Annotated in this window: 23 protein-coding genes and 1 other RNA gene; 17 read left to right on the top strand and 7 right to left on the bottom strand. The window is 64.8% G+C overall.

Going from position 1 to position 26,582, the window contains the following annotated elements; translation table 11 throughout:
- Window positions 1-48: 48 nt before the first annotated feature.
- Window positions 49-693: a TIGR04211 family SH3 domain-containing protein gene (locus tag V6X73_RS06830; RefSeq protein ID WP_367959252.1), complete on the top strand. Its 645-nt coding sequence runs from the start codon at window positions 49-51 to the stop codon at window positions 691-693.
- Window positions 694-702: 9 nt separating this feature from the next.
- The gene (gene argA, locus V6X73_RS06825) at window positions 703-2,049 is read left to right on the top strand and encodes an amino-acid N-acetyltransferase (protein ID WP_367959253.1); all 1,347 of its coding nucleotides are present in this window, start codon (window positions 703-705) and stop codon (window positions 2,047-2,049) included.
- 7 nt (window positions 2,050-2,056) lie between these two features.
- On the opposite strand, the gene V6X73_RS06820 is transcribed toward argA, so the two are convergent.
- The 6 genes from V6X73_RS06820 to V6X73_RS06795 all read right to left on the bottom strand — a co-directional run bounded on the left by V6X73_RS06820 (window position 2,057) and on the right by V6X73_RS06795 (window position 4,903).
- Entirely contained in the window at window positions 2,057-2,986 is a 930-nt protein-coding gene (locus tag V6X73_RS06820; protein ID WP_367959254.1) for a glucosaminidase domain-containing protein, read from the bottom strand.
- Window positions 2,979-3,458 carry an EVE domain-containing protein gene (locus V6X73_RS06815; protein WP_367959255.1) on the bottom strand — a complete coding sequence of 160 codons (480 nt, stop codon included), beginning with the start codon at window positions 3,456-3,458 and terminating at the stop codon, window positions 2,979-2,981. Before V6X73_RS06815 ends, V6X73_RS06820 begins: the two co-directional genes overlap by 8 nt.
- A gap of 11 nt (window positions 3,459-3,469) precedes the next feature.
- Complete coding sequence (locus tag V6X73_RS06810; RefSeq protein WP_367959256.1) at window positions 3,470-4,084, bottom strand: 5-formyltetrahydrofolate cyclo-ligase; 615 nt, start codon at window positions 4,082-4,084, stop codon at window positions 3,470-3,472.
- Window positions 4,085-4,122: 38 nt separating this feature from the next.
- Window positions 4,123-4,312, bottom strand: a non-coding RNA gene (ssrS, locus tag V6X73_RS06805) — 6S RNA.
- A 58-nt stretch (window positions 4,313-4,370) separates the two neighbouring features.
- On the bottom strand, window positions 4,371-4,688 hold the full coding sequence (locus V6X73_RS06800) for a cell division protein ZapA (RefSeq protein ID WP_367959257.1): 318 nt from the start codon (window positions 4,686-4,688) through the stop codon (window positions 4,371-4,373).
- Entirely contained in the window at window positions 4,685-4,903 is a 219-nt protein-coding gene (locus V6X73_RS06795) for a TIGR02449 family protein (RefSeq protein WP_367959258.1), read from the bottom strand. Before V6X73_RS06795 ends, V6X73_RS06800 begins: the two co-directional genes overlap by 4 nt.
- Before the next feature lie 57 nt (window positions 4,904-4,960).
- Between V6X73_RS06795 and V6X73_RS06790 the strand changes: the two genes are divergently transcribed.
- The 8 genes from V6X73_RS06790 to V6X73_RS06755 all read left to right on the top strand — a co-directional run bounded on the left by V6X73_RS06790 (window position 4,961) and on the right by V6X73_RS06755 (window position 15,839).
- Window positions 4,961-5,551 (top strand): UPF0149 family protein, encoded by a 591-nt coding sequence (locus tag V6X73_RS06790; RefSeq protein WP_367959259.1) that lies wholly within the window; start codon window positions 4,961-4,963, stop codon window positions 5,549-5,551.
- Window positions 5,552-5,565: 14 nt separating this feature from the next.
- Window positions 5,566-6,873, top strand: a complete 1,308-nt coding sequence (locus tag V6X73_RS06785; protein WP_367959260.1) for an aminopeptidase P N-terminal domain-containing protein — start codon at window positions 5,566-5,568, stop codon at window positions 6,871-6,873.
- Entirely contained in the window at window positions 6,870-8,270 is a 1,401-nt protein-coding gene (locus tag V6X73_RS06780) for an FAD-dependent monooxygenase (RefSeq protein WP_367959262.1), read from the top strand. Before V6X73_RS06785 ends, V6X73_RS06780 begins: the two co-directional genes overlap by 4 nt.
- Before the next feature lie 30 nt (window positions 8,271-8,300).
- Window positions 8,301-8,693 (top strand): glycine cleavage system protein GcvH, encoded by a 393-nt coding sequence (gene gcvH / locus V6X73_RS06775; RefSeq protein ID WP_367959263.1) that lies wholly within the window; start codon window positions 8,301-8,303, stop codon window positions 8,691-8,693.
- Window positions 8,694-8,727: 34 nt separating this feature from the next.
- The gene (gene tpx, locus V6X73_RS06770) at window positions 8,728-9,237 is read left to right on the top strand and encodes a thiol peroxidase (protein ID WP_367959264.1); all 510 of its coding nucleotides are present in this window, start codon (window positions 8,728-8,730) and stop codon (window positions 9,235-9,237) included.
- 9 nt (window positions 9,238-9,246) lie between these two features.
- Entirely contained in the window at window positions 9,247-11,463 is a 2,217-nt protein-coding gene (locus V6X73_RS06765) for a phospho-sugar mutase (protein WP_367959265.1), read from the top strand.
- Window positions 11,464-12,399: 936 nt separating this feature from the next.
- Entirely contained in the window at window positions 12,400-13,389 is a 990-nt protein-coding gene (locus V6X73_RS06760) for a Wzz/FepE/Etk N-terminal domain-containing protein (protein ID WP_367959266.1), read from the top strand.
- Between the two features lie 74 nt (window positions 13,390-13,463).
- Window positions 13,464-15,839 carry an O-antigen ligase family protein gene (locus V6X73_RS06755; protein WP_367959267.1) on the top strand — a complete coding sequence of 792 codons (2,376 nt, stop codon included), beginning with the start codon at window positions 13,464-13,466 and terminating at the stop codon, window positions 15,837-15,839.
- Here the strand turns inward: V6X73_RS06755 and V6X73_RS06750 are convergent.
- Window positions 15,827-16,846 (bottom strand): NAD-dependent epimerase, encoded by a 1,020-nt coding sequence (locus V6X73_RS06750; RefSeq protein WP_367959268.1) that lies wholly within the window; start codon window positions 16,844-16,846, stop codon window positions 15,827-15,829. The genes V6X73_RS06755 and V6X73_RS06750 overlap by 13 nt on opposite strands.
- A 181-nt stretch (window positions 16,847-17,027) precedes the next feature.
- Between V6X73_RS06750 and rfaH the strand changes: the two genes are divergently transcribed.
- The 7 genes from rfaH to V6X73_RS06715 all read left to right on the top strand — a co-directional run bounded on the left by rfaH (window position 17,028) and on the right by V6X73_RS06715 (window position 26,569).
- Entirely contained in the window at window positions 17,028-17,525 is a 498-nt protein-coding gene (gene rfaH / locus V6X73_RS06745; RefSeq protein ID WP_367959269.1) for a transcription/translation regulatory transformer protein RfaH, read from the top strand.
- Window positions 17,526-17,627: 102 nt separating this feature from the next.
- Window positions 17,628-17,801 (top strand): Wzz/FepE/Etk N-terminal domain-containing protein, encoded by a 174-nt coding sequence (locus tag V6X73_RS06740; RefSeq protein ID WP_367959271.1) that lies wholly within the window; start codon window positions 17,628-17,630, stop codon window positions 17,799-17,801.
- Window positions 17,802-17,804: 3 nt separating this feature from the next.
- The gene (locus V6X73_RS06735) at window positions 17,805-18,548 is read left to right on the top strand and encodes a GumC domain-containing protein (RefSeq protein ID WP_367959272.1); all 744 of its coding nucleotides are present in this window, start codon (window positions 17,805-17,807) and stop codon (window positions 18,546-18,548) included.
- A 6-nt stretch (window positions 18,549-18,554) separates the two neighbouring features.
- Window positions 18,555-20,780, top strand: a complete 2,226-nt coding sequence (locus V6X73_RS06730; RefSeq protein ID WP_367959273.1) for a hypothetical protein — start codon at window positions 18,555-18,557, stop codon at window positions 20,778-20,780.
- A 14-nt stretch (window positions 20,781-20,794) separates the two neighbouring features.
- Window positions 20,795-22,828, top strand: a complete 2,034-nt coding sequence (locus tag V6X73_RS06725; RefSeq protein ID WP_367959275.1) for a glycosyltransferase family 2 protein — start codon at window positions 20,795-20,797, stop codon at window positions 22,826-22,828.
- The gene (locus V6X73_RS06720; protein WP_367959276.1) at window positions 22,821-24,743 is read left to right on the top strand and encodes a glycosyltransferase; all 1,923 of its coding nucleotides are present in this window, start codon (window positions 22,821-22,823) and stop codon (window positions 24,741-24,743) included. Before V6X73_RS06725 ends, V6X73_RS06720 begins: the two co-directional genes overlap by 8 nt.
- A gap of 56 nt (window positions 24,744-24,799) precedes the next feature.
- Window positions 24,800-26,569 (top strand): sulfatase-like hydrolase/transferase, encoded by a 1,770-nt coding sequence (locus tag V6X73_RS06715; RefSeq protein WP_367959277.1) that lies wholly within the window; start codon window positions 24,800-24,802, stop codon window positions 26,567-26,569.
- The last annotated feature ends 13 nt before the right edge of the window (window positions 26,570-26,582 follow it).

The following is a 26,582-nucleotide window of genomic DNA, read 5'->3' as shown; positions in this document are numbered from 1 at the left end:
TCAACGGGGAGTTCGCCGGTGCGGCGTGTGTCAGGAAAAATCGCTGGGATGCTGCTGATGCTGTTGGTGGTGGGCCTTTTCGCGGCCACCGCGGTCCAGGCCCAGACCCGCGCCTATGTCACCGACGAGCTCGAGATCACCCTGCGCAGCGGCCAGGGCAATGACTATCGCATCATCCGCCTGCTGCGCTCGGGGGCCGAGGTGAGCGTCTTAAGCCGGGGCGAGACCTGGACCCGGGTGCAGGTGGGCGAGGATGAGGGGTTCGTGCGCAGCATCTATCTGGATGACCAGCCCGTTGCCGCCGCCCGGCTGGCCGAGACCGAAGCCGGGCTCGAGCGGGTGCGTGCCGATAACCGTCGCCTCGAGGCCGAGCTGGCCCGTGCCCGCGAGCGGCTCGAGGCCCTTTCGCAGCAGAATGAAACCCTCGAGACCGACAACCAGCGGATGGCCCAACGCCTCGAGGAGGCCGGCGAGGGCCTGGCCCTTGCCGATGAAAACCAGCGTCTGCGCAAGCAGGTCATCGACCTCGAGCGGCAGGTGCAGGATCTGCAACGCGGCGCCGAGCGCATGGCCGAGCGCGAGCGCCAGGACTGGTTTGTCGCCGGCGCCGCGGTGGTGGTGTTTGGCATGCTGCTTGGCATTGCCGTGACGCGCGTTCGCTGGCGGCGGCGCAGCAGCTGGGGCGATCTCTAGAGGCCGGTGATGACGCAATCCCTTGCACAGCTGGTGGCCTGGTTTCGGCACAGCTCACCGTTTATCCACGCCCATCGTGACCGCACCTTTGTGGTGGGGTTCGACGGTGAGGCGCTGATCGATGCCGAGGCCGCGGACGCTCTGGTCCACGACCTGGCGCTTTTAAGCGGGCTGGGTATCCGGCTGGTGCTGGTCCCCGGGGCCCGGCCCCAAGTGGACGAGCGCCTGGCCCGGGCCGGCATCGAGCCTAGACGGGCCAATGGCCTTCGCATCACCGATGCCACGGCCATGGACGGTGTCCGCGATGCGGTGGGCGCGGTGCGGCTGCAGCTCGAGGCGCTTTTCTCGATGGGCCTTGCCAACTCGCCCATGGCCGGGTTGCGGCTGCAGGTGGCAAGCGGCAACTTCGTCACCGCTCGGCCCCTGGGCGTGCTCGAGGGGGTTGATTATGCGTACACCGGCACCGTTCGGCGGGTGGATGCCGATGCCCTGCGCCAGCGCCTGGACGACCGGGCGGTGGTCATCGTCAGCCCCCTCGGGGTCTCGCCCACCGGCGAGCTTTTCAACCTCCACGCCGGCGACGTGGCGGTGGCGGTGGCCCGATCGCTGCAGGCCGACAAGCTTTTGTTCCTCCACGAAGGCGACGGGTTAGTGGACGGCGAGGGCCACCGCCGGGGCGAACTCACCCTGGACGAGGCCCGGGGGCTGCTCGCAAGCGCCGAGGCAGAGGCCATGCCAGAGATGATCCGCCAGCAACTGGCCCGGGCCGTGGCGGCCTGCCGCGGCGGTGTGCCCCGGGTGCATCTGCTGCCCCGGCGCCAGGACGGTGCCATGCTGGGCGAGCTCTTCACCCGGGACGGGGTGGGGACACTGGTGGCGGCGCGGCCCTTCGAGCAGCTGCGCACCGCCGGCACCGGCGATATCCCGGGGATTCTGGCGCTGATCCGGCCCCTCGAAGCCGATGGCGTGCTAGTGGCCCGCACCCGCGAGCGGCTCGAGACCGAGATCGATGATTTTCTGGTCATGGAGCGCGAAGGCACCATCGTTGCCTGTGCCGCCCTCCATGGCATCGATGGAGGTGATGGCAGCCCGAGCGGTGGCGAGATCGCCTGCCTGGTGGTGCACCCGGAATACCGCCACAGCCGGCGGGGCGAGCAGTTGCTTGAAAAACTCGAGACACAGGCGCGGGCGCGGGGCTGGCGGCAGCTTTTCGTGCTCACCACCCAGGCCAGTCACTGGTTTGTCGAGCGGGGGTATCAGCCCACCGACCCCGAGGCGCTGCCGCCGGCCCGGCGTGCGGACTATCAGCCCGACCGGGCGTCCCGGGTGCTTGCCAAGGCCCTGACGCCGGACTAGCGGCGGATCAGCGCAGCGCGACCCGCTTGGACTTGCGGGCCAGGGTGGTGTTGGTGGCCAGCCGGTGGAGGCGGTTGGCGCGGATCATCGCGCGGACCTCTTCGACATAGGCCATCCCGCGCTGCGAGTAGTTCTCGAGCCCGGCGGTCATCTCGGCGGGGGTCATGGCCCGGCCCTCGCCGCGCGCCCGGGCGCGAATGGCGCGAAAACGCGCATAGGCCGGGTGGCTGTTGAGGTTTTGCAGATAACTGCGCACCGAGTCGCGCAGGTTATCGAACACCTGCACATAGTGATCGGCGTCCTCGGGCCGATCCAGCGGCTTGAGGCCCTGCGAGGCATCCCAGGTCCACTCGCCAAAGAGGTTGTTGGCCTCGCGGGCAAACCGCGATGTGCCCCAGCCGCTTTCCTTGGCCGCCTGGGCCAGGGCCAGCGCCGCGGGCACCGTATCGATGCGCCGCTCCAGCGCCTGCCAGGTCTCGGCCGCAAGGGGCGGGCCATCCACCCGGTAGCGTTGGGCCAGGCGATTGAGGATGTTCTTGCGCCGCTGCTCGGGCAGCGATTCGCTGAGCGCCTGATGGAGCTGATGCCGCTGGCGCCGGATACGCTCGTTCTCGGCGAGGACAAGCGGCATCAGCGCGCGAAAGAACAACGCCTTGCGCTGCTCGCTCGGCGCCTCGCCCATGTCGTTGGGGAAGGCCTTTAAGGTCAGCGGCGGCACCTGCCGGGCCGGCCAGAAATAGCCCGCCTGACTGAAAATCCCCTCGAGCTGTTCCACGCTCTGGGCCTGGACGGGCTCAAGCGGCGGGATCTCGCCGTCGCTGTTGGCAATACCCGGCCAGCCCATCCACCACAACGCCAGCCCCAGGACCAGTGCGGTCAGGGGGATGGCATCGATCAAGGCCCGCAGTTGATTCAACGCCTTTGCCGGTTCACTCACCTGTCTCGCCCTGCTTTTCCAGATCCAGGATGTGCTGCCACTCGGCCTCGCTGACCGGCATCACCGACAAGCGGTTGCCGCGCTGCACAAGCTTCATCTGTGAGAGGGCGGGATCGGCCTTGAGTTCCGCCAGGGGGATCACCCGGCGGGTGTGGCGGCGGTATTGCACATCCACCATCAGCCAGCGCGGCTTGTCCGGATCGCTTTTCGGGTCGTAGTACTTCTCGTTGGGGTCAAAGGCCGTGTGGTCGGGGTAGGCCTCGCTGACGATCTCCATGACCCCCACGATCCCCGGGACCTTGGTGTTGGAGTGGTAGAAAAACGCCTGATCACCGACCTTGAACTGGTCCCGGAACATGTTCCGCACCTGGTAGTTGCGGATGCCATCCCAGTGGTCCCGCCCGCCGGGCTCGGCGGCCAGGTGGTCGATGCCATAGACATCGGGTTCGGATTTCATCAACCAATACGCCATAACCGATCAGTTTACCAGAGCCACGTCGACGATTCTGTGACACAGGCATCGAGCCGCTGATCCCACGGGTCCTCGGGCAGGGCGGGTATCTGCTGGATGGCATGGGCAAGCCCCACCCGCCAGGGGCGTCGATGGCCGTTACGGCCGGCGAGGGTGCGGTCATAAAACCCACCGCCCATGCCAAGCCGCCGACCCCGGGCATCAAACCCGACAAGCGGCATGACCAGGACATCGAGCGCTGCCAGCGGCAGGCATGGCGCGGCACCGCGGACCGGCTCGGGAATGCCCAGCAGCCCTGGCCGCAGCGGGGTGCGGGGTTGGTAGCGGCGAAAGACCAGATGCCCGGCGCGTCGCGCCGCGGCGGCCCCGTGCTGTCCCCGCGGGGGCTGGATGACCGGCAGATAGATGGCCTTGCCGGCCTGCCAGGCGGCGTCCATCACCGCGGCGGTGCCCATCTCGCCATCCGCCGGCAGATAGACCGCCACGCGCTTTGCATGACGCCAACGGGCAAGCGCGCTCAGTCGCTCGGCCGCGGCCTGGGCGGCGCGATGCTGATCGACCGGGGAGATGGCGCGTCGTCGTTGCCGCAGCCAGCGACGCAGGCCGGGCTTATCCTCGAGGGTCATGGCAGATAACGGGGCCCTGTCGCCCCGATAGACAATGGATGGGTCCCGCAGCGCCGTTCGGGCAACGCCCTTGAACCCTGTGGTTCAGGTCGGGGAGGGCGAATACCGCCTTAGGCTTTCCGCTGCGTGGCGGACCTGCACACTGGCGATAAAACAACAACTCCCCTGAGGCGCATGATTGTAGGGTCAAGAATGCTGAAAGCCCGTTCTCGAACGCCGCAGGAAACCCACCTCCAGTCTGCATACACCAGCGAGGGCCGTCCAGCGCTGTCATCGATGAGACCGCTCAGCCCCGATCGGTGGGCCCATCGCCGCCGTTGGCCTCGGCTAGATACGCCTCGAGCCGTTCGCTCAGCCGGCCGATGCGCTCGCCGGCGTCGCTCGCCGTCGATGCCGAGGCCTGGGCCTGGAGCATTTCGTGGGTGATGTTAAGCGCGGCCATAATGGCAATGCGATCGATGCCCACCACCTTGCCCGTATCCCGGACCTCGCGCATGCGCGCATCGAGCTGTCGGGCCGAGGCCATCAGCCCCTCGCGCTCTTCCGGCGGGGCGGCCACCATGAACTCGCGATCGAGGATTTCGACTTTGACCGGTTCGCTCATGCGTTTTGCTCCAGCGCTTTCAGCCGACTGATCATCGCCTCGATCCGGGCCCGGGCGGTTTCGTTTTTATCAAGCAGCGCCGCGCGTTCGGCGTTGAGGGACTCCTGGGCCTCAAGCAGCAGACGGTTTTCCTCGCGCAGCCGATCGCAAAGCCGCATGAGCTCTTCCACCCGCGTCTCCAGCTGTGCGATCTGTTCGCTAACGGAATCAACCACTTGAGCGACCTCCCTTCGACCCCCCGGAGGCTAGCACGAATGCTAGGATATTGCCCCATGACCGAGACACAAAGCTACACAAAGCTCGCCGCCGCGTTGCAGGCGATCGACGCCGATGTCACCGCCGCCGGGGCGCAGGGGATGCTCTGCGGGCTTTTCTGCAGCCCCGACGAGCCCGAGACTGCCCAGTGGATCGCCCAGGTCCTCGACGGCCTCTCGCCCAAGGGCGATGCCGCCCGCGAGGTGCTCGAGGCGCTCACCGAGACCTACCAGGACACCCGCGAGCGGTTGCGCAATGACAGCCTCGAGTTCGAGCCGCTGCTGCCCGACGACGCGGCGCCCCTGCCCGAGCGGGCCCGCGAGCTGGGCCAGTGGTGCGAGGGGTTTTTGTTTGGCCTGGGGGTGGCGGGCAGCCACCAGCCGGCCAAACTGCCGCGGGAGGCCAACGAAGTAGTCAATGATCTCACCGAGATCGCCCGGGTGGATACGGATCTGAGCGCCGATGAAGACAACGAAATGGCCTTCACCGAGCTGGTCGAGTACCTGCGGGCGGCGACCTTGTTGCTGCGTGAACACACCGCGCTGCCCTCCTCGGCCCAGCCGGTGGCCGGCGCCGGGCCGGCGGGCGGGGATTTTCTGGACAGCTAGGGCGTCCAAGTACCATGGAAATGCTCGAGTATCGAAAACGCCGCCAGGGGTTGATGGCGCATCTTGGCGAGGATGGCATCGCCATTCTGCCCGCCGCGCCCGAGCGGCCGCGCAACCGCGATGTCCACCACCCCTATCGGCAGGACAGCGATTTTTTCTATCTCACCGGCTTTAACGAGCCCGACGCCGTGGCGGTGCTCGTCCCCGGCCGCGAGGCCGGCGCCTACATCCTTTTCTCGCGCGAACGCGACCCCGACCGAGAGGTCTGGCAGGGCCGGACCATCGGCCAGACCGCCGCGGTGGATGTCTACGGCGCGGATGACGCCTTTCCCATCGATGATATCGACGACATCCTGCCGGGGCTGATGGAAGGCCGCAGCAAGGTCTACTGCACCATGGGCGCCGACCCGGCCTTCGACCAGCGCCTCATCGGCTGGGTCAACGCCCTGCGCGGCCGGGCCCGCAGCGGGGTGCGGGTGCCCATGGAGTATGTCGCCCTCGAGCATGTCCTCCACGAGATGCGGCTTTTAAAGTCCCGCGCCGAGCAGTCGCGCATGCGCTACGCCGCCCGGGTGACCGCGGCCGCCCATCGCCGGCTTTTAGGTGTCATCCGCCCGGGCATGCGCGAATACGAAATCGAGGCGGAGCTTTTGTACGATTTTCGCCGCCACAACGGCCACCCGGCCTATCCGGTGATCGCCGGCAGCGGGGCCAACGCCTGTGTGCTGCACTACATCGCCAACCAGGCCGAGCTGTGCCCGGGCGAGTTGATCCTGGTGGATGCCGGCGCCGAGATCGACGGCTATGCCGCCGATATCACCCGCACCCTGCCGGTCAGCGGCCGGTTCAGCGCCGAGCAACGCGCCGTCTACGAGGTGGTGCTCGATGCCCAGCGCGCCGCGCTGGCCCAGGTTCGCCCCGGTCAGCACTGGAACGCCGGCCACGAGGCCGCCACCCGGGTGCTGACCGAGGGCATGGTTGACCTGGGGCTGCTCTCGGGCGGTGTCGACGAGGCGCTCGAGTCGGGCGACTACCGGCGGTTTTTCATGCACCGCACCGGCCATTGGCTGGGCATGGATGTCCACGATGTGGGCGACTACAAGGTCGACGGCCACTGGCGTGAGCTCGAACCCGGCATGGTGCTGACCGTCGAGCCGGGGCTCTACATCCCGCCGGGCAGCGATGTCGACGCGCGCTGGCAGGGCATTGGCGTGCGGATCGAGGATGACTGCCTGATCACCCGCGAGGGCCATGAAAACCTCACCGAGGCCGCACCCAAGGCCATCGACGAGATCGAGGCGATGATGGAGTCGGCGCGATGAGCGGCTTTGACTACGATATCGTCATCGCCGGCGGCGGCCTGGTGGGGGCCAGTCTGGCGGTGGCGCTGCGCGGCTCGGGCTACCGGGTGGCGGTGGTCGAACCGGTCCCGCCCCAGGCCGAGTCTCAGCCCAGTTTTGACGATCGCCAGACGGCCCTGGCCCCCACCTCGCGGCGGTTTTTTGAAAACCTGGGGCTGTGGGAGGCCATCGAGGCCGGCGCCTCGCCGATCCGCCGCATCCATGTCTCGGACCGGGGGCATGGTGGGTTCACCCGGCTGGATGCCGCCGAGGAGGGCCTGCCGGCACTCGGCCATGTCGCCCCCAACCGGGTGCTGGGCGCGGTGCTCGCGCCGGCCATGGCCGAGGCGGCGGATGTCTTCTGCCCGGCGCGGATTACCCAGACCCATCCGGTGATGGAACCCGCCGAGGCGGGATCGGACCCGGATGCGGCGCGCGCCCCGGCGGATGATCCGGCGGGCCATGCGACCTCGTCGCCGGCGGAGACGCAGGCCGTTGCCCGTCAGGTGGTCATCGAAACCGAGTCCGGCCCGCAGACCGTCTCGACCCGGCTGCTGGTGGTCGCCGATGGCATGCGCTCGACCACCCGCGAGGCCCTGGGGGTCGGGCTTGATGAGCGCGACTACGGCCAGAGCGCGATCATCGCCAACCTGCGCACCCAATATCCCCACCACGGCACTGCCTACGAGCGGTTCACTCCGGACGGGCCGCTGGCGGTGCTGCCGGCGGGGGAGGACGCCGCCTCGCTGGTCTGGACCCTGCCCCATGACGAGGCCCAGGCGGCGGCGACGCAGTGGAGCGAGACGGCGTTCCTGCAAGCGCTGCAATCGGCCTTCGGCTGGCGGCTGGGCCGGCTCGAGGCGGTGGGCAAGCGACAGGTCTATCCGCTCTGGGCGGTCACCGCCGATCAGTTCTGCGCCCAGCGGGCGGTGATCATGGGCAACGCCGCCCACGCCCTGCACCCGGTGGCCGGCCAGGGGCTCAACCTGGCGCTGCGAGATGTGGCCGGGCTGGTGGAGGCGCTGGGCGGTGGCAGGCCGCTCGGCAAGGCCGGCGAGACCGACGACGCATGCCGGCCGGCGGAGACGGGCGAGTTGGGGCCACCGGCCGAGGCGGATGGTTCCGCCGGGCCCGCGGACCCCGGCGACCCGGACCGGCTGGCCGCCTATGCCCGCAGCCGCCGCAGCGACTATCGCCGCACCTTTACCTTTACCGACGGATTGGTGCGGGTTTTTTCCAACGAATTCCTGCCGCTGGTGGCGGCGCGCAATGTCGGGCTGACGCTGCTCGATCTCTTCCCGCCGGCGCGGCGGGCGTTGCTTAAACAGGCCACCGGCGCCGCCGGCGATGTCCCCGAACTCTGCCGCGATCCCGTATGATGCGCCGATGATTGCGAGGAGCCCTTGTCGATGAGCCATATTCCCGCTGATTTACGCTATGCCCGCACCCACGAGTGGGTCCGCGACGAAGGCAACGGCCGTGTGACCATCGGCATCACCGAGCATGCGCAGCAGTCGCTGGGTGATCTGGTCTTCGTCGAGCTGCCGGGGGAGCAGGGCAACGTCCAGGCCGGCGATACCTGCGCGGTGGTGGAGTCGGTCAAAGCCGCCTCGGATATCTACGCGCCGGTGGACGGCGAGGTGGTGGCCGTCAACGAAGCGCTTGCCGACGCCCCGGAGCAGGTCAACCAGGACCCCTACGGCGAAGGTTGGCTTTTTGTCATGCAGGCCACCGACCCGGGTGAGCTCGAGGAACTGCTCGACGCCGACGGCTACGCCGAGGTGGTAGCCGAGGAGCGCTAGGGCTCGGCTTGAGGCCCTCAACAGGAGAACAACAATGACCACAGTGACAAGACGGGGTGAGACGGTACAGCTGAGCGGCGATCTGCCGCGGGTCGGCAACAAGGCGCCGGATTTTCGCCTCACGCGCACCGACCTGAGCGATGTCACGCTGGCCGACTATGCCGGCAAGCGCAAGGTGCTGAGCATTGTCCCCAGCCTGGATACGCCCACCTGCGCCATGTCCGCCCGTCAGTTCAACGTCAAGGCAGCAGCCCTCGACGACGCGGTGGTGCTCAACATCTCTGCCGATCTGCCCTTCGCCGCGGCCCGTTTCTGCGAGACCGAGGGCATCGAGGGGGTGGAGGCGCTGTCGATGATGCGCGACCACAGCTTTGCCAGAGACTACGGCATCCTCCAGCTGGACGGCCCCATGGCCGGGCTCACCGCCCGGGCAGTGCTGGTGCTCGACCGGGATGACACCGTCATCCACGCCGAGCTGGTCCCGGAAATCCGCCAGGAGCCGGACTACGACGCCGCGCTCCAGGCCCTGCAGAACGCCGACTAGCCCCCGGCCATGGGCAAGCGCACGGACGGCATCGCCAGGCTGTTGCAACGCGCCCGCGCCTGGCGCGACGCTGATTCGGATCCCGATACCCGATCGCAGCTGGCGCGGCTGATCGCACGGGCCGAGGCGGCAACTCTGGTTGACGCGCCAGCGAACGCAGAAAGCGCGGCACCCGCCGAGGCGCCAGCATCAGCTGAGGCGGCGGCGTCCGCCGACGGCGCCCTTGATGCGCTGCGTGACTGCTTCGATCCACCGCTGAGTTTTGGCACCGCAGGGCTCCGCGGCCTTGCCGGGCCCGGGCCGGCGCATATGAACGCGCTGCTCATCCAGCGGGTCACCGCAGTCATCGCCGATGTCCTCATCGCCGAAGTCCCGGACGCGGTCCGCCGCGGCGTGGTGATCGGCTATGACGCCCGCCACGGCTCGCAGGCCCTGGCCGAGGCCGCCGCCCGCACGGTGGCCGGCGCGGGCATCGGAGTACACACCTTTGATGGCTACAGCCCCACGCCACTGGCCGCCTTTGCCACGCTCGAGCTCGAGGCCGCCGCCGGCCTGGTGCTGACCGCCAGCCACAACCCGCCGGAATATCTGGGCTACAAGGTCTACTGGTCCAACGCCGCCCAGCTGGTCTCGCCGCTCGATGAGCGAATCGCCCGCGCCCTCGCCGCACTCCCGCTGGATGCAAGGCTGCCGACGGCCACGCCGGAGCAACCGGGCGATGCGCCGTACTGGCAGGTCCATGGCGATGCGTTGCGTCGTCGGTATCTAGAGGCGATCGCCCGGCCCCGGAGGACGATCCCCGAGCCCCAGAAGGTGATCCCGCGGCCCCAGAAGACGATTCCGCGGTCCGGGGAGGGTGCCGCCACGGCGACGGATCCGTCCGGATCGGAGACATCGGCGGGGCCGGTGGCATCGAGTGGTTCCGCGGCATCGGCCGGACCGGCACCCCTTCGAATCGCCTACAGCGCCATGCACGGGGTTGGTGGCGAACTGCTCAAGACGGCCCTGGCTAACCAGGGAGATATCGAGCTGCACGAGGTAGCCGATCAGGCCGCGCCGGATGGCGATTTTCCGACGGTCAACTTCCCCAACCCCGAGGAGCCGGGCGCCCTGGACCGGCTGACCCGTCTGGCCGCGATGGTAGAGGCGGATCTGGCCCTTGCCACCGATCCGGATGCCGACCGCCTGGCCGTGGCGATCCCCGATGCCGCCGGTGACTGGCAGGTGCTGATGGGCGATCAGATCGGCGCGCTCATGGCGGATTACCTGTTGGCATGCCGGGCAGCCGACGCCGAGCGGGGGGGTGCCTCGCCTGCGGCCGGGGCCATGCCGGCCGGGTTTGTGGTGAACACCGTGGTGAGTTCGCGTCTGCTGGGGCGCATCGCCGAGCACTATGGGGTTGGCTTTGAACAAACGCTCACCGGGTTCAAGTGGATCTGGCATCGCGCGTTGCAACGCGAAGCCGCCGGCGAGCAGCTTATCTTTGCCTATGAGGACGCCATCGGCTTTTGCCCCACCCGCCGGGTCCGCGACAAGGACGGCATCGCCGCGGCGGTGGTCATGGCGGAACTCGCCCGCGACACCCTGGCCAGCGGCCGCAGCCTCCACCAGCGATTAATGGGGCTTTATGCCCGCTTAGGGGTTGCGGTCAATCGCCAGGTCAGCCTCAAGCTCGAAGGCGCCGATGCCCACGAGCGCATGACCCGCCAGCTCGCCGGCCTCCGCGCCTGCCCGCCCGCATCGCTGGACGGCTTGCCGGTCCGCCGGGTCTTTGATTATGCCGGCGCCGAGAGCTTCCAACCCGGCGAGGCGGAACCGGCGGATGCGGAAAGCCCGCAGGCCAAACAGATCCCATCGGGTTCGCGCCGCGAGCGACTGGACGCCGAGCCGATCGCGCTCCCCAACACGGACCTCATCCAGCTTGCCTTCGACGAATGCCTGGTCAGCATCCGGCCCAGCGGCACCGAACCCAAGCTCAAGGTCTATCTGGAGTACCTGGGCGATCCAGGTCAGATCGGTGCGCCGGATCAAGCCGATGAGCCCGGTCAGGGCGATGAGTCGGACCAGATTCATGAGGCGGCCCGGAGCGGTGAGCCGGCGCAGATCGGGGGTGTGGATATGGCGGGAGAGGCGAAAGAGCATGCGGTCTCCGAACAAATCCGTGCTGCTGACCGTCGGCTTCAGTCACTGGCAGCGGCCGTGGAGTCCCTGCTGACCGGTGATTGATCAAGGGATCGGGGGCTTGCAGGCCCCCGGGGCATGGGGGCGCGATGCCGTGATGGCGATTGTCGGAGCCCCCGGCTGGCGGGGCCCGGGGCCACCGGTGCGGACACCGTCGCGGGAATGGGGGACAGGCGCTATCACCGAAACATCGAGGGGCAGGCTTTCTTGCCGGGGAGGATGTACCCCCTTTCTCAGGCAATTTCCTGGTTTGCCGTACAACATCTCGACGGATGACGTCTTCCGTAACGCGTCATAGGGCCTGAGCGCCTCTTGATGTCACAATAAATCAATCGCTTACCGGTGCTGATGGGCGTTTAGGGCCCAGTTTTTTACGCGTGACGGAAGTCGGTTTCCGTTAATCGTCGAGGCGTTATACGGCAGCCGTGAATAGGCTGCCGGAAGGCATTGAGCATCGGCCGTACCGCCCGAGTCGACGAGTTACGGAATGCGTATCGCACATGCCCAAGACCAAGCCCGACCCTTAGCCCGAGCCTTAGCCCGACCCCGACCGCATGCCCGAGCCAAGCCTCAGCTTAAGCCCGAGCCCCGACCGCATGCCCAAGCCCAAGCTCCAGTTCAAGCTTGACCCCCGACCGCATGCCCATACCCGAGCTCGAGCTCTAGCCCTGACCGCGTACCTACGCCTACACCCGAGCCCGAGCCCGAGCCCCGCGCGCATGCCCACGCCACACCACGCCGAGTTCACGCCCAATCCGTAACTGAACTAACGCTGAAGGTCAGTGCCGTCGTTAGGCCTCACCACGGCATCTCTCCTACCTGTGATCGATAGAAAACGATATCCTCTCGACTCAAACAAATTCGACATCTCGAGTTATAACCGGGTCGCAATACCGCGCTAGGTCGCAAAGACTGGATCGCATCGACTAGGTTGTACCAACCAGGTCGCACTGAACTGATAGGCACTCACGGGACATTGATATGGCTGAGCAGCAGGGATCGAATTCGCAGCCGCAGGGAAAGCCACAGCAGGCTCAGCAGCCGCCTCAGGCACCAATAGCGCCGTACCCGTACCCTTACCAAGACGATGAAATCAGCCTCTATGAGCTCTGGAACACCCTAGTCGAACGCCGTCTTCTGATTGGCGCGGTGTTCCTGCTGACCACTGTCGTGGCCGCTGCCTACGCTCTCACCCGGACGCCGACCTACCAGTTCGATGCGGTGATCGAAGTCGGGCAAGTGCCGAGCTTCGACGAGGCAGGAATGCAGCGGATCGAAAGCCCCAGGGCCCTGGCAAGCCGTCTGAACGAGCTCATCATCCCGCGTGTGATGGAAAAGCGCGGCGCAGGCGAGGCGGCCGCCCAGGTGTCGGAGGCCGAGGTGCCGGGACAGCTGCCAGTGCCGGCCGCCGAAGTGCTCAATGAAGACGCTGGCCTTCTGCGGGTGGCTGTTGCTATCCCGGCGGAGGCAGCCGAGGCAATGAATCCGGTGCTGCGCGGCATCGTGGACGCCGTTGTAGACATGCACGACCATCAGCTCGCTACTCAGCGTGAGCGTCTCGAGCAGCGTGTGGCTGATCTGCGGGCAGAGTTGCAGACGCTCAAAGAAACCCGCGAGCGGGTGTCTATCGCCAGCCCTAATTCCGACAGTGGATCTGGTGGCGGTGCCGAGCAGCCCGGCAGCAACGCCGATCGGCAGCTCGCCGCGATGCTCGAGGGCATCGTCGAGACGTTGGTTTCCCGCGACATCAACAGCGACTTTGTCCGACTGAATGAGACGGTTGCCTCGCTTGAAGCTCGCTTGTCATCGCTTCAGTCAACCGCCATGGTCCGTCCACCGGCCATAGCGGACTCTCCCGAGGGTCAGCCCCCCACCACCATCATCGCCCTCGGTGCTGTGCTCGGCTTGATGCTAGGGGTTTTTGCGGCCTTTGGCCGGGAGTTTGTCGCCAATGCCGCGGAGCAGACGTAAACGTTGCGCTTGGGCTAGCACTTGACGCCGCCCGCGGGGGCTATACTGACTCGCGGCAATGGAGGGCGGTGAGCTTGATTGAGATAGCGACGCAGCACTGGCCGGTCTTGTTACTGGCGTTTGCCACCGTGGCGATGCTGCTAAAGGCTCTGCGTCGGCCGGCCATGCGTATGGGCTTGGTGGACCAGCCCGGCGGGCGCAAGGCGCACAAGCGTGCGACCCCCACCATCGGCGGGCTGGCCATTGTCGCCGGGTTCGCGACCGCCTACAGCCTCTCTCCACCGGCACAGATCAGCGTGCCGGCCTGGATCGGCCTGGCGGGTCTGGCCTTTGTCGGCTATCTGGATGACCTCAAAGGGCTTCGGAGCTGGCCAAAATTGATGGCGCAGTTGGCGGCTGCACTCATCGCCACGGTTCTGGGTGGTCTGGTGATTGAAGATTTGGGCACCTGGCCTGGGGGCTCGAGCATGGCGCTTGGCGGTGCAGCGATTCCGTTGACGGTCTTTGCCTTGGTCGGCTTCGTCAACGCCGTGAATATGCTCGATGGCCTGGATGGTCTGGCTGGCGGAGTCGTTGCGGTGATGCTGCTTTGGCTTGCCTATGCCGCAACGCTTGCCGGCGCGCAGGACGCCGCCTATCTGTCGCTTCTGCTCGCCGCCGCCGTGCTCGGCTTTCTGCTCCACAACCTGCGCTCTCCATTCCGGCGCCGCGCCAGCGTGTTCATGGGGGATGCCGGCAGTCTGGCGCTGGGGTTTGCGGTGGCCTGGCTTGCCATTGAGATCTCGCAGGCGCCGCAGCGGGTGATCTCGCCGGTGGGCATTGCCTGGATTGTGGTGCTGCCGGTCATGGATACCGTCAGCCTCATGCTTCGGCGTCTGCTGCGGGGGCAGAACCCGTTCCATGCCGACCGTAATCACCTGCACCACATTCTCGGACGGGCCGGGTTTAGCACCGGGCAGTCCGCAGCGATATTGATTGCCCTGTCGGCCGGGCTGGGTGCGGTTGGTGTCGGTGGCTCGGCCATCGGTGTGCCCGATGTGGTGCTGGGCAGCGCGCTGATCGCCGTGGCCGGAGCCCATTATCTGTTTGTCCGCTATGCCTGGCGCAGCACCCGTGCACTGAAACGTCTACGAGCCCAGGCAGGCCCTATGGACTGGCCGACACGTATGGCGCTGGCCGGGGGATACATCGGGCTCGCGGCGGTGCCATTTGCCGCAGAGCGGCTGATGCTGGCCGCTTATAGCCTGGTTCTGCTTGCCAGTGCTCTTTGCATCAGGGCTGTCGCAGCCGATCTTAGACGCCTGCCTTTTACCTGGTTGGCGCTGGGGTTGTGTGTCTGGCTGAGTCTGGCGATGTGGCAAGGTCCAACACCGGCAGTGGCAGCTAGCTGGCTGCCCGTTGCCTTGAGCGGGTTACTGGCGCTGCCACTTGGCTGGTGGCTGGTCCGCCTTCGTACGCATGGTCTGCCGCTATTGGTTGTGCTGGTGGCGAGCACCCTACTTGCGCTAGGCAGCGCCGCCGAATGGCCGGCGTTGGAAGCAGGCTTCATCCAGACCAGTAGTCACTGGGGTAACCCGACGGCTGACGGGCTGTTGCTAGCGCTGGTCTTGATGCCGTTGTCGGTGGCCGCCGCGACTGGCCTGGCAGCCTTCCGCCAGCGCTGGCGTGCGAGGGCTGTGGCGGTGACCGCATTGGTGACCATCGCGATTACGCTGTTATTGCTGCTTGGGACCAGTTCGCGAACGGCGCTCGCTGCGGCACTGATCGGGCTTTTCGTGCTCGTGATTGCATCGGCAGCCCATGGCGTTGGACAGCGGGTCTGGGCCGGGATTGTCGGTTGCGCCATCATTCTGGTGTTAGCCACCAGTCTGCTCGCCAACGCCTTCAAGCCCCCAGGCCTGTCGCTTACTGAAGAGTACTGGGAGCCGGTGCAGTCGGCGATGCTATATGCCGCCGGAGAAACCGAACTGGCGGGCGAGCGTTACCCGGTCGTGGCTGTCCGCCTGGATCAGTGGCGTCGCGCCTGGAAGGCCGTCGCGGAACGGCCATTAGCCGGCTGGGGTGTTTTGTCGGTGTCCGACGTGGATGGCGTGCAAGACGGAGCGGTCGGTGAGGTGACTGGCCGCGAGGCGCCTCACCTGTCCGCGCTTGCCGACCAGAAATCATCGGCATACGCCGTGCTGGCGCTGATGGGGGGTTGGACGGCGCTAGGACTGTTTTTGTTGATTGGGTTCAGTGCGGTCGTTGGCATCGCGCGTGCCGGCGCCGGCGGTCATTGGCCGCTTGCCCATGCCATTGCCGCGCATGGCGCAATGGGGATGGTCCTGGCATTTCTCTTTTTCTCGCCGCTGGTTATGTCGCTGGCCGGCGCCGCTCTTTTGAACGGTGTCCTGGCGCTGGGCGTGGCCGCCGCCGTTGGCAGTGAGCGCCGGCGGGCTCAGATCCCGTAATACTCCCGATACCAGTCCACAAACCGGCGCACGCCCTCTTCCACCGGCGTAGCGGGCTGATACCCCACGGCCGCGGCGAGATCGTCCGCGCTGGCCCAGGTGTCGGGGACGTCACCGGGCTGCAGGGGCAGCATCTCCATTTCCGCCTTGCGGCCCAGGCAGTCCTCAAGCACCCGGATGTAGAGCAACAGCTGCACCGGCTGGTTGTTGCCGATGTTAAAGATCCGCCAGGGGGCCGCGCTGGTGGCCGGGTCCGGCGCGTCGCTGTCCCAGTCCGGGTTGCCGGTGGCCGGGTTGTCACAGGCGCGGACCACGCCCTCGACGATATCCTCGACAAAGGTGAAATCCCGCTGGTGGTGGCCGTGGTTGAAGACAGGGATGGGTTCGCCGGCCAGGATCTTGCGGGTGAAAAGGAATAACGCCATGTCCGGCCGGCCCCAGGGGCCATAGACGGTAAAAAACCGCAGCCCCGTACAGGGCAGGCCAAAGAGATGGGCGTAGCTGTGGCTCATCAACTCATTGGCCCGCTTGGTCGCGCCGTAGATGGCCAGGGGGTGGTCCGCCGGCTCGTGTTCGGTAAACGGCATCTGCGTATTGGCGCCATACACCGAGCTGGTCGAGGCATAGACCAGATGCTCCACCTGGTTGTGGCGGCAGCCTTCGAGGACGTTTAAAAAGCCGGTGATGTTGCTGTCCACATACGCTTGGGGGTTTTCCAGCGAGTAGCGCACACCGGCCTGGGCGGCGAGGTGGATGACGCGGTCGACACCGGATTCGGCAAAAAGCCGTTGCATGGCTGACTCGTCCGCGAGATCCAAGCGATGGAACTGGAAATCGCCGCAACCGCCGCCCTCTTCCCTCAGCCGGGCGAGGCGCGCTTCCTTCAGGCTGACGTCGTAATAATCGTTGAGATTATCCAGCCCGACCACGGTATCGCCCCGGGCCAGGAGCCGCTTGCAGGTGTGATAACCGATAAAACCGGCCGCGCCGGTGACCAGGATCTTCATGGGGGAACGATACCGGGGGCGGACGTCCGGCGCCACCAAAGCCGAGCCCTCAGCCCCCACCCGTCTCACTGCCGACGAGACGCGGGCATCACCCCTCGGGGGATTGCCATTCACCGCAACTCTTGGCAATCTGTGTGTAATCATCGTTCAGCGGATGAACGTATAAGGAGGCCAAGGCAGCGTGCAACACTGGTATGCGGTCTACTGCAAACCCCGCGAAGACGAGCGCGCCGAGCTGCATCTCCAGAACCAGGACTTCGAGGTCTTCCGGCCCAAGCATCGGGTCCGGCGCAGGCGCCGCGGTGGCATGACCACCCTCATCGAATCACTCTTCCCCCGATATCTTTTCATCCACCTCGACGACATCACTCAGAACTGGGCGCCCATCCGGTCCACCCGCGGGGTTGCCGGTCTGGTGCGCTGGGGCGACCGGGTACCCTCCGTCCCCGACCCGGTGGTCGACTGTCTGCGTGAAAACGTCGATGAAGTGGGCTGCATCCCCACGCCCCAGGCGGACTACAAAAAAGGCGACCGGCTGGTGATCCGGGAAGGGGCCTTCGCCGGCTATGAGGGGCTTTTCTACGGCCGCTGTGGCGAGGATCGGGTGATGCTGCTGCTCGAGATCATGAAACAGCCCCAGAAGATGCTCTTCCCCGAAGCCTCGGTGGTGAGGGCCTGAGGCGGTTGGCCATGGCCGGTTGGCCACGCCCTCGGCTGACGTCCCGCCTTGCTAACCGGCCCCATATGTGGATACTGCCGTCATGCTAGGAGACGGTAATCGATGAGCAGTAATGACCCGCGGCCGCCCGCTCCCGTTCAGTACTATCCGGATGACGAGATCAGTCTCTACGAGCTCTGGGATATCCTGCAGCGTCGGCGGATGGTCGTTATCATCACCACCGCCGTGATCGCGCTCGCCTCGGCGGTGTTTGCCCTTAGTCGTGAGCCGGTCTAAGAGATGGAGGCCATCATCGAGATCGGCGAGGTTCCCGGCCGCGTGGTGGAAACGGCCTCCAACGCGGCGGGTGGCATGGAGCTGCTCACCGCCACCAAAACGGCCGTGACGCGGATTAATGAAATTATCATTCCACAGCTGCGCGAGCGCGACAGTTTCCTGGACGCCGGGTTTGCCGAGGTGACCGCCGCCATCGCCGATGACGAGGGTAGGCTGCTGCGGCTGAGCGCGGAGGTGGTCGATGCCGCAAAAGCGCCGACGCGGGCGTTCATGGATGCAGTGATTGCCGAGCTCGTGCAGGTGCATGACGCGGAATGGCAAACGAAAGCGGAAACGCTCGATGTCCGGATCCAGCGGTTGCAACAACTACAGGAGCGGATCGATGAGCGCTACAGCCAGACGGCCAGCGGACCGGATGATGAGCGCCGTGAGGGGGTTGCGGAGGGTGCCAGCGGTGAGACTCCCCGCTTGCAGGAGGTGATCGTCTCCCTCATGGCCAGACAGATGGAGAACCTTTGGGCCGTCGAAGACCGGCTCATGGTGTTGGATAGACTGCGTGCCGAGGCTGGCCCCACGAAGGTGCAGCGCCCGCCGACCGCCTCCGATGAACCGGTGAGCTCCGGGCCGGAACAGATCATCGCCATTGGTGCGGTGCTCGGGCTGATGCTCGGGGTGTTCGCGGCCTTTTTTGCTGAGTTCCTCGTCAACGCCCGGGCACAGCGCGGGCCCGTCGATCCGCAAGACTGACAGCGGATGGCGCGCAAACCCCGGGTGAGCGTGCTGGCGACGGCGCCGCGACGCGTAGTAGCTGTCGCGCTCGCCGCCGCCCTGCTCTGGTGGGCGTTCATCTCCATCCACCAGCCACTGACCATTCGGTTTGATGCCCGATCCGCCGAGATGGCGATGGCGGAGGCGTTCGTGGCCGAGCAGCCCGGTCAGTACGTCGCCGAGCGCAGTCGTCAGGCCCGGCTCGACGCTAGTCGTACGGTCGGCGTCAGTCTTGATTTCAACGTCTTCTATTCCTGGCGTGAGCTGAGGCTGGATCCCGCCAAGCGGGCCATTGATGTCATCATTGGCCGTGTCGAATTGGAGAGCCGCTGGAACACCCAGTCGCTGGAACCGGCCCGTCTCCTTGAATCCATGTCCGGGCGCCATGACATTGGCCCGCCGCGATTGGTCGGCGAAGGCCTGCTGTTGCCGGGAACCGGTCGGGACCCGCAGTTCCGCATCGCGATTGAACCGGCTCTCTTTAAACCCGCCCCCCTGCAGAAAGCCCTGGCCGTATTACCGGCACTGCTGCTGGGCGGGTTGTTGTGGGGTTTGTTCGAGCTCGCGGCGCGATGGGCAGGACGGCAGCGCGTCATCGCCGTTGGGCAGCGCCTGGGTGGTTTGTTGGCGGCGATCGGCACCCTTATTGAAAACCGGCCGCAGCAGGTTGTGGGGATACTCGGGTTGGTGGCGCTGCCTTTGCTGCTGGCCTTTCAGCTTGAGCTTGCCCGAATGGTGCCCTTCTATCAGGGACCGGATGAAGAGGCGCAGATCCCGGTGGCGTTCGCCGGCTTCCACCAAATGGCGTTCGATGGCGAGGGCCGATGTGCGCATATCTGGGAGGATCTTGTGGTTGCGCGGGATGACTACATGCCGCTTGCAAGACGGCACCGACTGCCCGTGACACAGGCGCATGTGGATGTGCTCGAGCGTCTGCGAGAAAACGCACCGCCCACCGCCGAGACCCCGCTGCAGCGGGTGAGTCGACAAACTTGTGGCGATAAGTATGCGCTTACCTATCTCTACAACCCGCTGCCGGCATTGTGGTTTCGTGCCAATCCCGACACACCGGCTGTCGACTATTTAACGCTGGTGCGTCACGGACAGACGCTGCTCACTTACTTTTTGTATGGCGTTCTGTTCTGGGTGCTCGCCCGTGGACAGTCACTGCTGCGGCCCTGGCTGAGTGAGGCCGGTGATGGCCGATTGCGCCTGGGGCTTGGGGTGTCGCTGGTTGTCTACGCGGCGATGCCGCAGATGCTTTTCATGACCAGTGTGGTCAACGATTCAGGCTATGCCGTGCCGATTGGGATGTTTTTGCTCGTGTCATTTTTCTACTGGCATCGACTGGTGACCCCCGTCTTGCTGGCCCTCGCGCTCTTTCTTTTCGCAAACGACCTTGTCGCCTATCTGGCGGTGGCCGGCGTGTTACTGCTCTGGTTGACCGGTCGCGGGCTCTACCAATGGCGCCCGCATCCCCTCTGGCTGTGGCTGCCGGTCGTGATCACCCTGGGCGGTATTGCCGCGGGGCCCGTCCTGCTGCAGCTGATGGATGCTTATCGGCACGTCATCCCGTTCCGTTTGCCGGGCACGCTGGCCGGTGCGGAATACCCGGGGCTCTATTACATGCACCTGCTTGAGATGCTGCATCTGAATGTGAGCTTCGGCCTGCTCGATTACAACAGCTTTTTCGGGGTGCTGGGGCAGTTGGATACCGTGATGCCCGAGCGGGCCGTCATCGCGTACAAGTCCTGGGTTTTTGGTGGATTGCTTGTGGCGGGCGTTGCAATGGCGGTGCGGCTGTGGCGGCGGCTATGGAGTGCCCGCACGCCGACGGTGGCTGAAACATCCGCCCCCGTTGGCCGGCTCGCGGTTCTAGCCATGGTCGCTGTGTGCGTACCCCTTGCCGTGGCGTTGGCTGCCTACGGAATTTATAACGCCCACGGCTCGGGCCCGAACGACTGGGGACCTGGCGTGCAGGGCCGCTATTTTCTGCCGATTTTCCTGTTCCCCTTCAGCTTTCTGGCGATTGCCACCCTGCTCGCCGCGCGCGGGGTGCGGATGGTCGGTCTCATTGCCGTGGTGTTCATCACCGTCAGCGCCGGTGTCATCCTTTACACCGCCGGTCTTGTTCATGAAACACTGATGTTGCGCTACTACGCGAGCAACGAAATATTCGAGGCCTACCGGGCATTGCTGCCAGGTGGCTGAGGAGAAGGTTGTTTGTGACATTTGGTTTGGTTTACCGCTCGAATCGCCTGACTGGCGTCATACTGGGTTTTTTCCGGCGCCGGCTATCAGTGAGGGATTTTTCCCATTCAACGGGTATTGCCTGGACCTCTGGCCGTGTCGCAGAGACGATTGAGCCAGGGGCGAATCTGCGCTCCGTAGTGCGGTTGAAACCAGGTGATTACTGGCTGCGCCTCCATATTGAAACGCATTCCCGTGAGCTTGATGGCATCCATGGAAATGCCCGGATCTACAAGACGACCGATCGTGGTGACGAGCCCGACACAGCCATGGGGTTGCCATATCGAAGTGGCGAAGTGGCCGAGCGCCGCCTTCGCCTGGAAAGGCCGGCGAGGCTGCGCATCGATCCGGTTGAATTCGTAGGACCCTTTCGGATTAAGGCCCTTTCCGTGGAAAAGTTGCCGACCACCAATCTCGACTGGTGGTCGTACAACGGCCAATTTGAACGTCGCCCGGATGAATGCCTGAGTTACGCCCGGTGGATTGCGGAAGTTGAGCCGAGGCTGATCGCTGGATGGGTTGTGGCCTCCGGTCTACCGCTTCCCAGGTCAGCCGGCTGTCCGTGCACGTTCCGTTGCCGGGTGGGTTCCCGGGAAGACCTGCTCCAAAGGACGCTCGAGTCGCTTCGGCAACAGACGCATGGTCCCTGGGAGTTTGTGGTTTTTGGCTCGTCGACGGGCCTGGAAAAGGTTGGCAAGTACTTAGGGTTGGGTGAGGGGCGAGACCATCGCATTCGACTGATTAACGAAAAAGACGCCGAGCGCACCGGTGAGAATGGGGAGTGGTCGATGGATCTGTGTCCGGGGGATCGGCTCCATCCCGAGGCCCTGGCTTGTCTCGAGCGCACGGTTGCTGACCGTCCCGAGCTCAAAGTCATCTACTGCGACCATGATCAGATGGATGAAAATGGATTCCGTCATGATCCACGATTGAAGCCTGATTGGTCACCAGTGCGCTATGACCATGGTGACTACATAGACCGGAGCCGCTTCGTACGAAGCGGTTTTGCGATTGACCAGAGCATGCCGGCTGATGAGATCGCTCACATCCCACTGGTGCTTTTCCATAAGTCGCCTGCATCTTCCCAGGAGCCGACCGTCTCGGTAATACCGGAACCCAAGCAAGAAAAGCCCACCGTTAGTCTGGTGATCCCCACTAAAGACGGAGGCAAGCACCTCAAGCGGCTGCTAGAAGGTCTGTCCGGCTCAGTGTCCGCAGACTCGACGGAGGTGATTCTGGTGGACAATCAGACGAGCGATGAGGAGAGTCTCGAGTCTTTGCATCAACTGAGGCAAAAAGGCCATGTGCCCGGCTCGCACCTTCAGGTTTCGATCCTTTCGTTCAATGAACCATTCAACTTCGCAGCGATGATCAACCTTGGCGTGCATCACGCCCGCAATGAAGTCATTGGTCTTTTAAACGATGATATTGAACCGCCAGAAGAGCGTGACTGGCTTGGCCATCTGTCAGTGCCATGCGCCTGGCGGAACGTTGGGTGTGTCGGGCCATTGCTGACTTATCCCAATGGCAGCATTCAACATGCCGGGATCGCACTTGGGTTGGGGGGTGTTGCGGGGCATCCCATGCGGGGGCTTGATCCCAGACGCACAGAGGCCGCTGGGATGCTGGGGGGTGTCGGCGAGGTCAGTGCGGTCACCGGTGCGGCGCTTTTCACCCGCAAGACTGCTTATGATGCGGTCGGTGGGATGGACGAATCGCTATCAGTGGCCTACAACGATGTTGACCTTTGCTTGAAGATGATGAGTCATGGTTTTAGTAATCTGCTCGTTCCCGGTGTTCGGCTGAAACACCATGAATCGCTTTCCCGTGGAAGCGATGTATCCGGCAGGAAGGCCGAACGCCTGGCGGAAGAGAGTCGAATTATGCGGGCGCGCTGGAGTGAGAAGCTCAACACGGATCCTTTCTACAATGCCAACCTGTCCAGGGCAAGGGAGGACTTAGCGTTGGCAGACCACGGGTTACACACGGGTGGCGCGCCGGATGGATGAACCGCGCCAAACACCAGCCGAAGAGGTGAAAACCCTCCGTCGGGAGCTTGCGGCGTTGAGGCGGGATTACCTCGAGACCGATCGGGCACGGCTCGCGGCGGAGCAGCGCGGCGATGATCTGGCCGAAAGGCTCAAGGCAGCACGGGAGGAGGTGGGCGCCCTGCGGCGGTCGGCAAGCTGGCGGGCCAGCGCACCACTGCGTTGGCCGCGGCTGATCAGCCTCTGGGCACGGGACTGGCAGGCCACCGTGGTTGAAAAAGTTGATCGCCACGACGGCGTCTTCGCGGCCATCAAGGCGTTGATCGCAGCATGGCGCAGCCCTAATCAGCCGCAAACCACCGAGGCCTATCAGCGGTGGATTGGTCGGCAGTCGACGCGAGCCGACACCGCGGGCGTTGAGTCGCTCGCCTACCAACCCCGCATTTCCGTGCTGGTACCCGTTTTCAACCCGCCGCCGGATTTGTTGAAGGCTGCGATTGACTCGGTCTGCCGGCAGTATTATCCGCACTGGGAACTCTGCCTTGTCGATGATTGCTCAACAGACCCGGCGGTGGCAGCGCTTCTTGCCGAAGCCGAGGGTTGGGATGAGCGGATTAAAGCGGTTTATCGGTCGAGCAATGGCCACATATCAGCGGCATCCAATACAGCGCTTGAGGCGGCCAGCGGTGAATACGTGGCGTTGCTTGATCAGGATGATCTGCTCGCGGAGGAGGCGTTGCTGGCGGTTGCCGATTCCATTAATGCGCACCCGGAGGCCGTCATTCTCTACTCCGATGAGGACCGTATCGCGGAGAATACAGATTGTCGAATCGACCCCTACTTCAAGGCGGACTATGACTATGAGCTGCTTCTCGCACAGAACCTCATCAGTCATCTGGGTGTTTACCGGCGAAGCGAGATGGAAGCGGTGGGTGGTTTCCGCGAGGGCTTCGAGGGTTCCCAGGATCTGGATCTCGCCCTGCGGGTGATTGAGCGCATCCGCCCCGAGCAGGTCATTCACATCCCCCGGGTGCTCTACCACTGGCGGGCCGTTGCCGGCAGCACAGCCCTTGCCAACGACGAAAAAGGATACGCCACGGGGATTGCCACCCGCGCGGTGACCGAGCACCTGCAGCGTACCGGGCAACAGGCGCGGGTTGAGCCCTGCCCGGATTTAACTATCTTTCAGTCGGTCAACTACCGCCATGGCGCTTTCGGGCTTGCCGTGACCGCAGCCCTCGCCGACCCGGTGTCCCAGTCGCCGATCGAAAAAACCGTTGAAGATGCCCGGGTGGACTACTTCGACGCCCGTGGAGAGGGGGGATATGCCCGCCGGTTCAACCGGGCGGTTGCGCATTCGAAGGCGGATGTCCTTTTCTTCCTTGATGATGGCATCGCCAGTGCCTCGCCGGGTGCGCTGGAGCATCTCGGTGCCTGGGCGATGCAGGAGCGCATCGGTTGTGTTGCCCCCCGGGTGTGGTCGACCCGTCGCCGGCTGGATCATGGTGGGCTTGTTTTCTCAGACAACGATGCGGCGCATTTCGTCTTCCAGGACTGGCGTCGGGGCCTTTACGGCTATGGGGCGAGGGCGGTGCTGCATCAGCGCTACGCCGCTTTATCGCCATTGGCCGTCGCCATCGCTCGCAGCACCTTCGAGTCCCTTGATGGATTTGACGAGGGCTTCCACAGCCATCTCGCCGCGGTGGATCTCATGCTGCGCGCCCACCGTGCCGGGCTACACAATATCTGGCTGCCGGCGGCCAGTCTCAAACTCCTTCCAGGCCGCGGCCGGGGCAAGGCCGACCTGTTCGTCGACGCCCGGATACCGGCGTCGGACCGGCGGCGCTGGCGTGAGCGCTGGCCGGACTGGCCGGCCGGTGAAGGTGTGCATCCCTGTCTGAGCGCTGATGGGGATTACGATCTTGTCTTTCAATAATCCCCGGCGAGATTGCTACCATTGTATGACACCGTCGGAAATGGATTGCCGAAAACGTGGTGGATGGGCTTAGGAACTTCATCGCACTGCAGCCAATAGCGCTCGCCAAGTCTTTATTTTTTATCGCGCTCGTCGCTGCTGTTGGCCTGCTCTTTGCCGTGGAGATGCAGGACTTCTCCCTGGTGTTCCGCGGAGAGCGCCGGGCTCTGCAGGCCATTCTCGCCACACTGCCGTTGGTCTGGCTGTATATCGCTCTTGCCACGGTGATGGCTCGGCCTTTGGCGGCGGCGATCGCCCTGCTGGCGGGGTATGTGCTCTCGCGCATGAATGAGGTGAAGTTTGCCGAGACCGGTGAACCGCTGGTCTGGTCGGATATCTCCAGCACCGCCAACCTGGATGTGGTCCTGCCCTACGCCAGTGCCCTGGATGTTGGGGCGATCAGCCTCGCCATAACGGCAGTCACGGTTTCTGTGCTTTACTTCCGCCGCCGTTGTCTGCGTTCTTCCCGGCATTATTTCCTAACGGCCGTGCTCCTGACACCGCTGGTGTTGCATGCACCGCTCAGCCGCAGCGTGGAACCGGTGGCCCAGCCCATGGAAGTGGTGCTGAGCAAAATGGGCATACGGTATCTATCCTTCGACTGGTCGCTGAATGTGCGTTACAACGGCCTTTTCTGGCATGTCCTGCACACCGGGCGCATCGCTTTGCCGGATGCGGCAACAGAAGCCGAACAAAAAGCCTATCAGCAGGCTGCCGGCCGGTCGGCTGATCCGCCGAGCAGTGTCGATGAAGTCATCGTCATTCTTTGTGAGGCCTGTTGGCACGATACGCTGCACTTCACGGACAACTTCCAGCCGCTGCGCGATCGCGGGTTCCAGGGATTTCGCGCCATATCTCCGGTCTATGGGGGCAGGACAGTTAATGCCGCTTTCGAGCTGATCACTGGTCTTCCCGCCAATGGAGCACTCAACGGTGTCATTTACCAGGGGTATATCGATTATATCCGCTCGTCCACCGACAGCTACCCCGCCGCGCTGGTTGAGAATGGCTGGAGCACCCGGGCTGCGCACAACAATTGGGCGGCCTTCTGGCGCCGTGACGTGATGCTGCCCAGGTTGGGCTTCGAAGACTTCCTGTCGCTGGAGGACATGGCGGCCAAAGAGGAGGTCTGGGCGCGTGATCGCATCCTCTACGATGCCGTTTTCGATAGCCGGGGTACCGTGCCCGGTCCGGCGTTTTTCTTTCTCACCTCAATTTATGGTCACGGCCCCTACGGTGAGGAGGATGACTGGGGTGAGGCCCATTTCGCCTACAAAATGAAGCGTTCCATCCAGGACATGACTGCATTCGCGGATCGAGTATTGGCCGATAACCCGGATGCACTCATCCTTGTGTTGGGTGACCACAAACCATCGCTGGGGCGGTATTTTCACCGCCACGGCATACTGCCAAGGCATTATTTCCTCTCGGTGGGTGAGAGCAACCGTGACTATGCCCTTGGCTTTCACGCTGACCCGGCAGTGGTGGGTGATGTCCCTGCCTACGTCTATCACGCCGACGCTGAGCGCCGGCAGGCATTGATCGAGGAGATGTCGGGCCGGCCCTTCTACTGCCTGCCCGAGGTGCTCTCCCGGCTCTACACTGGCGGTTCCACGCCGGTCCTCGCCTATATCCGCGAGTCGGGCGTCTGTGCGCAGTTCGAGCCCGGTGAGTATAAAAAACGCAGTCAGGCCTTCCCCGACTGGCTGTATCACCAGGCGCTCTTCGCGCCGGGCGAGCGAACCGACAAGCGTGTATCCTCTGGTCTCAATGATTTAAGCGATTGAGACTGAGGCACCG

The sequence above is a fragment of the Spiribacter pallidus genome (assembly GCF_040838495.1).
GTDB lineage: Bacteria > Pseudomonadota > Gammaproteobacteria > Nitrococcales > Nitrococcaceae > Spiribacter > Spiribacter pallidus.
The sequence above is the reverse complement of the archived record's forward strand: the minus strand, read 5'-3'. Positions and strand labels throughout refer to the sequence as shown.

Bases quoted from the DNA above. Each gene is read 5' to 3' on its own strand.
- V6X73_RS06830 (WP_367959252.1), top strand. From the start codon at position 49: ATGCTGCTGATGCTGTTGGTGGTGGGCCTTTTCGCGGCCACCGCGGTC.
- argA (WP_367959253.1), top strand. From the start codon at position 703: ATGACGCAATCCCTTGCACAGCTGGTGGCCTGGTTTCGGCACAGCTCA.
- V6X73_RS06815 (WP_367959255.1), bottom strand. From the start codon at position 3,458: ATGGCGTATTGGTTGATGAAATCCGAACCCGATGTCTATGGCATCGAC.
- V6X73_RS06810 (WP_367959256.1), bottom strand. From the start codon at position 4,084: ATGACCCTCGAGGATAAGCCCGGCCTGCGTCGCTGGCTGCGGCAACGA.
- V6X73_RS06800 (WP_367959257.1), bottom strand. From the start codon at position 4,688: ATGAGCGAACCGGTCAAAGTCGAAATCCTCGATCGCGAGTTCATGGTG.
- V6X73_RS06790 (WP_367959259.1), top strand. From the start codon at position 4,961: ATGACCGAGACACAAAGCTACACAAAGCTCGCCGCCGCGTTGCAGGCG.
- V6X73_RS06785 (WP_367959260.1), top strand. From the start codon at position 5,566: ATGGAAATGCTCGAGTATCGAAAACGCCGCCAGGGGTTGATGGCGCAT.
- V6X73_RS06780 (WP_367959262.1), top strand. From the start codon at position 6,870: ATGAGCGGCTTTGACTACGATATCGTCATCGCCGGCGGCGGCCTGGTG.
- gcvH (WP_367959263.1), top strand. From the start codon at position 8,301: ATGAGCCATATTCCCGCTGATTTACGCTATGCCCGCACCCACGAGTGG.
- tpx (WP_367959264.1), top strand. From the start codon at position 8,728: ATGACCACAGTGACAAGACGGGGTGAGACGGTACAGCTGAGCGGCGAT.
- V6X73_RS06765 (WP_367959265.1), top strand. From the start codon at position 9,247: ATGGGCAAGCGCACGGACGGCATCGCCAGGCTGTTGCAACGCGCCCGC.
- V6X73_RS06760 (WP_367959266.1), top strand. From the start codon at position 12,400: ATGGCTGAGCAGCAGGGATCGAATTCGCAGCCGCAGGGAAAGCCACAG.
- V6X73_RS06750 (WP_367959268.1), bottom strand. From the start codon at position 16,846: ATGAAGATCCTGGTCACCGGCGCGGCCGGTTTTATCGGTTATCACACC.
- V6X73_RS06740 (WP_367959271.1), top strand. From the start codon at position 17,628: ATGAGCAGTAATGACCCGCGGCCGCCCGCTCCCGTTCAGTACTATCCG.
- V6X73_RS06735 (WP_367959272.1), top strand. From the start codon at position 17,805: ATGGAGGCCATCATCGAGATCGGCGAGGTTCCCGGCCGCGTGGTGGAA.
- V6X73_RS06730 (WP_367959273.1), top strand. From the start codon at position 18,555: ATGGCGCGCAAACCCCGGGTGAGCGTGCTGGCGACGGCGCCGCGACGC.
- V6X73_RS06720 (WP_367959276.1), top strand. From the start codon at position 22,821: ATGGATGAACCGCGCCAAACACCAGCCGAAGAGGTGAAAACCCTCCGT.